This is a genomic window from Sphingomonas bacterium (assembly GCF_903643035.1).
GTDB lineage: Bacteria > Pseudomonadota > Alphaproteobacteria > Sphingomonadales > Sphingomonadaceae > Sphingomonas.
In genome coordinates this window covers 1-5465 of sequence record NZ_CAHJWW010000183.1, presented here as the reverse complement: position 1 = coordinate 5465, position 5465 = coordinate 1, and the positions used below count along the sequence as shown (strand labels likewise).

At 68.5% G+C, this 5465-nt stretch carries 6 protein-coding genes; 3 read left to right on the top strand and 3 right to left on the bottom strand.

Annotated elements, in window-relative coordinates:
- On the top strand, positions 1-478 hold a 478-nt coding region (locus HUV01_RS11395), incomplete at its 5' end, for a TOBE domain-containing protein (protein WP_174298365.1).
- Positions 479-586: 108 nt separating this feature from the next.
- Entirely contained in the window at positions 587-733 is a 147-nt protein-coding gene (locus HUV01_RS11390) for a lmo0937 family membrane protein (RefSeq protein ID WP_174298364.1), read from the top strand.
- A gap of 25 nt (positions 734-758) precedes the next feature.
- On the opposite strand, the gene HUV01_RS11385 is transcribed toward HUV01_RS11390, so the two are convergent.
- From HUV01_RS11385 to HUV01_RS11375, 3 genes are read right to left on the bottom strand one after another with little or no spacing between them, the layout of a single operon-like run.
- Positions 759-2135, bottom strand: coding sequence for a dihydrolipoamide acetyltransferase family protein (locus HUV01_RS11385; protein ID WP_174298363.1), 1377 nt, complete (start codon positions 2133-2135; stop codon positions 759-761).
- 4 nt (positions 2136-2139) lie between these two features.
- Entirely contained in the window at positions 2140-3147 is a 1008-nt protein-coding gene (locus HUV01_RS11380; protein WP_174298367.1) for an alpha-ketoacid dehydrogenase subunit beta, read from the bottom strand.
- Between the two features lie 32 nt (positions 3148-3179).
- Positions 3180-4496 (bottom strand): 3-methyl-2-oxobutanoate dehydrogenase (2-methylpropanoyl-transferring) subunit alpha, encoded by a 1317-nt coding sequence (locus HUV01_RS11375; protein WP_174298362.1) that lies wholly within the window; start codon positions 4494-4496, stop codon positions 3180-3182.
- 134 nt (positions 4497-4630) lie between these two features.
- On the opposite strand from HUV01_RS11375, the gene HUV01_RS11370 reads away from it, so the two are divergent.
- Complete coding sequence (locus HUV01_RS11370; protein ID WP_254606584.1) at positions 4631-5425, top strand: ImuA family protein; 795 nt, start codon at positions 4631-4633, stop codon at positions 5423-5425.
- Positions 5426-5465: the final 40 nt, after the last annotated feature.

Genomic DNA, 5465 nt, shown 5'->3' with positions numbered 1-5465 from the left:
GCTCGCCGACCCCGGCGGCCCCGGCCTTGGCGTCCTGCTATGGGGAATGACGATGCGGACCAGTGCACGCAACGCGCTACGCGGCACCGTCTCGCGGGTGACGACGGGGGCCGTGAACGCCGAGGTAAGGCTCGCGGTCGCGGAGGGCGTGGAGGTGGTCGCCACCGTGACGCGCGAGAGCGTCGCCGAGCTCGGCCTCGTCCCCGGCGCAGGCGCGATCGCGCTCATCAAGTCCAGCTTCGTGATACTGGCGCCCGGCGACCAGCCGATCCGCACCTCGGCGCGCAACTGCCTGCCCGGCGTCGTGATCGCGCGCGAGGACGGCGCGGTGAACAGCGAGGTGACGCTGGAACTGCGTCTGGGCAAGACGCTGACCGCGACGCTGACCCGCGAGAGCGCCGCCGCGCTGAACCTGGAGGTCGGCGCCCGTGCGCTGGCGCTGGTGAAGGCCAGCCATGTGATCCTGGCGGTCGACTAGTGACGGGACACCGGTCCGACCCCGCCGTTCGAGGTCGCGTGGACGCCGGCGGAACGCGATCGCGCTTACGGACGTTTTGCTGCCGTACTCGATACAGGGGGTTATCTTATGTTGTGGACCATTGCCGTCATTCTCATCGTCCTGTGGGTGCTCGGGTTCGGCGTATTCCATCTTGCGGGCGGGTTGATCCACATCCTCCTGGTGATCGCGGTCATCGTGGTGCTCGTGCGTCTGTTCACCGGCCGCGGCGTCTGACGCGCGGTTCTCCTGTTTGGGGGCATCAGTCCGCGAACAGGAGAACCGGTGTCTCCAGATAGCGTTTCACCGCCTGTACGAAGCTTGCCGCATCCGATCCGTCGACGACGCGGTGGTCGCAGCTGATCGACAGGTTCATCACCTTGGCGCGGCGGACCTCGTCGCCGCCTCCCTCTTTCCGGACGAACACCGGTCGCTCGACGATCCTGTTCGGCCCGATGATCGCGACCTCCGGCCTGTTGATGACCGGCGTCGTCGCGATGCCGCCCAACGGCCCCAGCGACGTCACCGTCAGCGTCGATCCCGACAGTTCGGCGATCGTCGCCTTGCCGGTGCGCGCCGCCTCGGCAAGCCGGACGATCTCGGTGGCCAGTTGCCAGACGTTACGGTCCTGCGCATCGCGGATCACCGGCACCATCAGCCCCGCATCGGTCTGCGTCGCCATGCCGAGATGGACCCGGCCCGACCGGGTCACCACCCCCGCCTCGTCATCGTAGCGTGCGTTGAGCATCGGAAAGCCGGGCAGCGCGCGGCAGATCGCGACGATCATCAGCGGGAGCACCGTGAGTTTCGGCCGGTCGCCCCGGTTGGCGTTCAGATCGCCGCGCATCGCCTCAAGCGCGGTCACGTCGATCTCGTCGACATAGGTGAAGTGCGGGATCGCGCGTTTCGACGCGGCCATGTTCTCCGCGATCCGCCGGCGCAGGCCGATCACCCGGACGACCTCGTCGGGCCGTGCCCGACTGGCGTCGGGAGCGTGGTAGCCCTCGCCCGAGCCATAGCGCAGATAGGTGTCGAGATCGGCGTGCCGGACGCGGTCGCCGTCCGCCTTCACCGTGGCAAGGTCGACGCCGAGGTCCTTCGCGCGCGCGCGGACGGCGGGGCTGGCGAGGACTGCACTTCCCCTCTCCCCTGATAGGAGAGGGCGGGACCCGCTCGGCGTAGCCGAGTGGGAGGATGAGGGGGTGGGCGCGGGCGATACCTTCACCCCCTCACCCTTCCCACTCGCTGTCGCGAGCGGGTCCCTTCCCTCTCCCACAAGGGGAGAGGGAGTGTCGACCACCTCCTCCACGCCGGGGTTCTCCGCCCCGTATTGCTCGGCCGTCTCCGCCTGCGCGGCGGTCTCGGGCGCGGCGGTGATGTCAGCCGGCGCCGCCGCCGTCGCGGTCTCGATCACCACCAGCGCGGCGCCGATTGCCACCTGGTCGCCCACCGCGCCGGCCAGTTCCACCACCATGCCGGAGACTGGCGACTCCATCTCGACGGTCGCCTTGTCGGTCATCATGTCGGCGAGGTTCTGGTCCTCCTCGATCCGGTCGCCGACCGCCACGTGCCACGCGACGATCTCCGCCTCGGCGATGCCCTCGCCGATATCGGGCAGCTTGAAGGTGAAACGAGCCATTGCGTTAGGCGTCCCTCATGATCTTCTTCAGCGCCTCGCCGATGCGGACGGGACCGGGGAAATACGCCCATTCGAGGCTGTGCGGATAGGGCGTGTCGAAGCCGGTCACGCGCTCGACCGGCGCCTCCAGATGGTAGAAGCACCTCTCCTGCACCAGCGCGGACAGTTCCGCGCCGAAACCGCCGGTGCGCGTCGCCTCGTGCACGACCATGCAGCGGCCGGTCTTGCGCACCGATGCCTCGATCGTCCCGATGTCGAGCGGGACGAGCGTGCGCAGGTCGACGATCTCCGCATCCACGCCCGCCTCCTCGACGACCGCAGCGCAGACGTGGACCATCGTGCCATAGGCGAGGATCGTCAGAGCCTCTCCCGGTCGCACGACCCGCGCGCTGCCGAGCGGGATGCGGTAGTATCCGGTCGGCACCTCGCCGGCGGGATGCTTGGACCAGTTCTGCGAAGGCCGGTCCCAATGGCCGTCGAACGGGCCGTTGTAGATGCGCTTGGGCTCGAAGAAGATGACCGGATCATTGTCCTCGATCGCGGCGATCAGCAGCCCCTTGGCATCGTAGGGCGTCGAGGGGATCACCGTCTTCAGCCCCGAGACATGGGTGAAGATGCCTTCGGGCGACTGGGAATGCGTCTGCCCGCCGAAGATGCCGCCGCCGAACGGCGATCGCACCGTCATCGGCGCGATGAACTCGCCGTCGGAGCGATAGCGTAGCCGTGCCGCCTCGCTGACGAGCTGGTCTAGCGCGGGATAGATATAGTCGGCGAACTGTATCTCGGCCACCGGACGAAGGCCGTATGCGCCCATGCCGACCGCGACGCCGATGATGCCGCATTCGGTGATCGGCGTATCGAACACGCGGTTCTTGCCATGCCTGGCCTGCAGGCCGGCGGTGGCGCGGAACACGCCGCCGAAATAGCCGACGTCCTCGCCCATCACGATCACGTCCGGATCGCGCGCCATCACGACGTCGAGTGCGGAGTTGATCGCCTGGATCATCGTCATGCGGGCGGTGGGCGCATCGATCGTGTCGCTCACTATTTCGCGTCCCACGGGCGGCCGCTCGCCGCTTCCTCGGCCATCATCTGTGCCTGTTGCTCCCTGAGGTGCCACGGCATCTCCTCGAACACCCCGTCGAACAGGCTGGCGAGCGGCTGGTGCAGGCCGTGACCCAGGATCCCGTTGGCCTCCGCCTCCTTCTGCGCGGCACGGACCTGTTCGGCCAGTGCTTTGTCCTGCGCGGCGTGGCGCTCCTCGTCCCATTCGCCGATCGCGATCAGGTGATCCTTCAGCCGGCGGATCGGGTCGCCCAGCGGCCAGGCGTTCGGCTCGCCGGCGGAACGGTACTGGGTCGGATCGTCCGAGGTAGAGTGGCCCTCCGCGCGATAGGTGAAATGCTCGATCAGCGTCGGGCCGGCGCCGGTGCGCGCGCGCTCGGCCGCCCACGACGTCGCGGCGTAGACGGCGAGCGCGTCGTTGCCGTCGATCCGGAGCCCGGCGATGCCATAGCCGACCGCGCGCGCCGCGAACGTCGTCGCCTCCGCGCCCGCGAATCCTGAGAAACTGCTGATCGCCCACTGATTGTTGACGACGTTGAAGATCACCGGCGCGCGATAGACGGTCGCGAAGGTCAGCGCGGAGTGGAAGTCGCCTTCCGCGGTCGAACCCTCGCCGCACCAGGTCGCGGCGATGCGCGTATCGCCCTTGGCGGCGGAGGCCATCGCCCATCCCACCGCCTGGGGATATTGGGTCGTCAGATTGCCGGAGATCGAGAAGAAGCCCGCCTCGCGCACCGAATACATGATCGGCAGCTGCTTGCCCTGCAACCGGTCGCCGCGGTTGGAATAGATTTGGTTCATCATGTCGACCATCGACCAGTCGCGCGCGATCAGCAGGCCCTGCTGACGATAGGACGGAAAACACATGTCCTCGCGATCGAGCGCGTGGGCCGCAGCGACCGCCACCGCCTCCTCGCCGGTGCACTTCATGTAGAAACTGGTCTTGCCCTGTCGCTGGGCGCGGAACATCCGTTCGTCGAACGCCCGCGTCATCGCCATGCTGCGCAGCATGGCGCGCAGCATATCGGGTGAAAGGCGCGGGTTCCACGGCCCGGTCGCCTGACCCGCATCGTCCAGAACGCGCACGAGCGAATAGGACAGATCGGTGAAGTCCGCCGCCGGCTCGGCGATATCCGGACGGCGGACGGACCCGGCGGGGGGCACGTCAACCGCGGTGAAGTCGACCGCATCGCCGGGACGGAAGCGCGGTTCGGGCACATGAAGCGACAGGGGTTTCAAATTGGAGGAAGGCTTCGGATTCAATAGGAGCTTCAGGTCCGGAGCATCGACGGCCATGATCTCTCCCTTGCGTCGTCACCACAACGCATTGCGCGCTCCTAACGGTCCCCCGTCCCAGTTCAAGCGTCGCGGCGCAGGTTGACTTGAGTAAAAAACAGAACAGAATGGGAACATCATCGTCGAGTCGAGTCATGCCCGCGCATCCAGCCCTCCTCCCGCTGAGGCCATCGCCGCCGCCGACCGTGGCCGAACTGCGCGAGACGCTGCGCGCGATCACCGGTGACGGCCACGATCGACGGCCGGTGCTGCCGTTCGGGATCGGGGCGATCGACACGCGGCTGGCTGATGGCGGCTTGAGGCTCGACGCGCTGCACGAGGTCGCCGGCGCCGGGCCGGGCTGGAGCGACGATGCCGCAGCGATGCTGTTCATGGCCGGCATCGCCGCGCGTGCCTGGGGACCGGTGCTATGGGTGGTGCGGCGGCAGGACCTGTTCGCGCCCGGTCTCTACCAGGCGGGCCTCGCGCCGCACCGGCTGCTGTATGCGGAAGCGCGGGACGATGCCGAACTGCTGGCATTGATGGAGGAAGGGTTGCGTCACCGCGGGCTCGGCGCGGTGATCGGGGAGGCAAGGCGCGTGTCGATGCCCGCCACCCGCCGACTCCAGCTCGCCGCGGAGGGCGGGCGCACGGTCGCGCTGCTGCTGCGCCGGCACAAGAGGGACGGGGGCTGCGAGGAGACGGAACCCTTTTCTGCGCCGTCCGCTGCCGTCACTCGCTGGCATGTCGGCTGCGCGCCCTCCGCTCCCTTGCGGGTGGCGGGTATCGGCCGCGCACGCTGGCGCCTCGCCCTCGCCCGCCAGCGCGGCGGCGATCCCTTCGACACTCTGGTGGAGGCTCCGGATGACACGGGTCGCCTCGCTCTACCTGCCGCATTGGCCGATCGATCGGCTGCGACGGGCCGAGCGCGCACACGCGCCGCCGCCTGAGGCGGCACCTGACCGCGGGGCGATCGACCCCGATGCGATC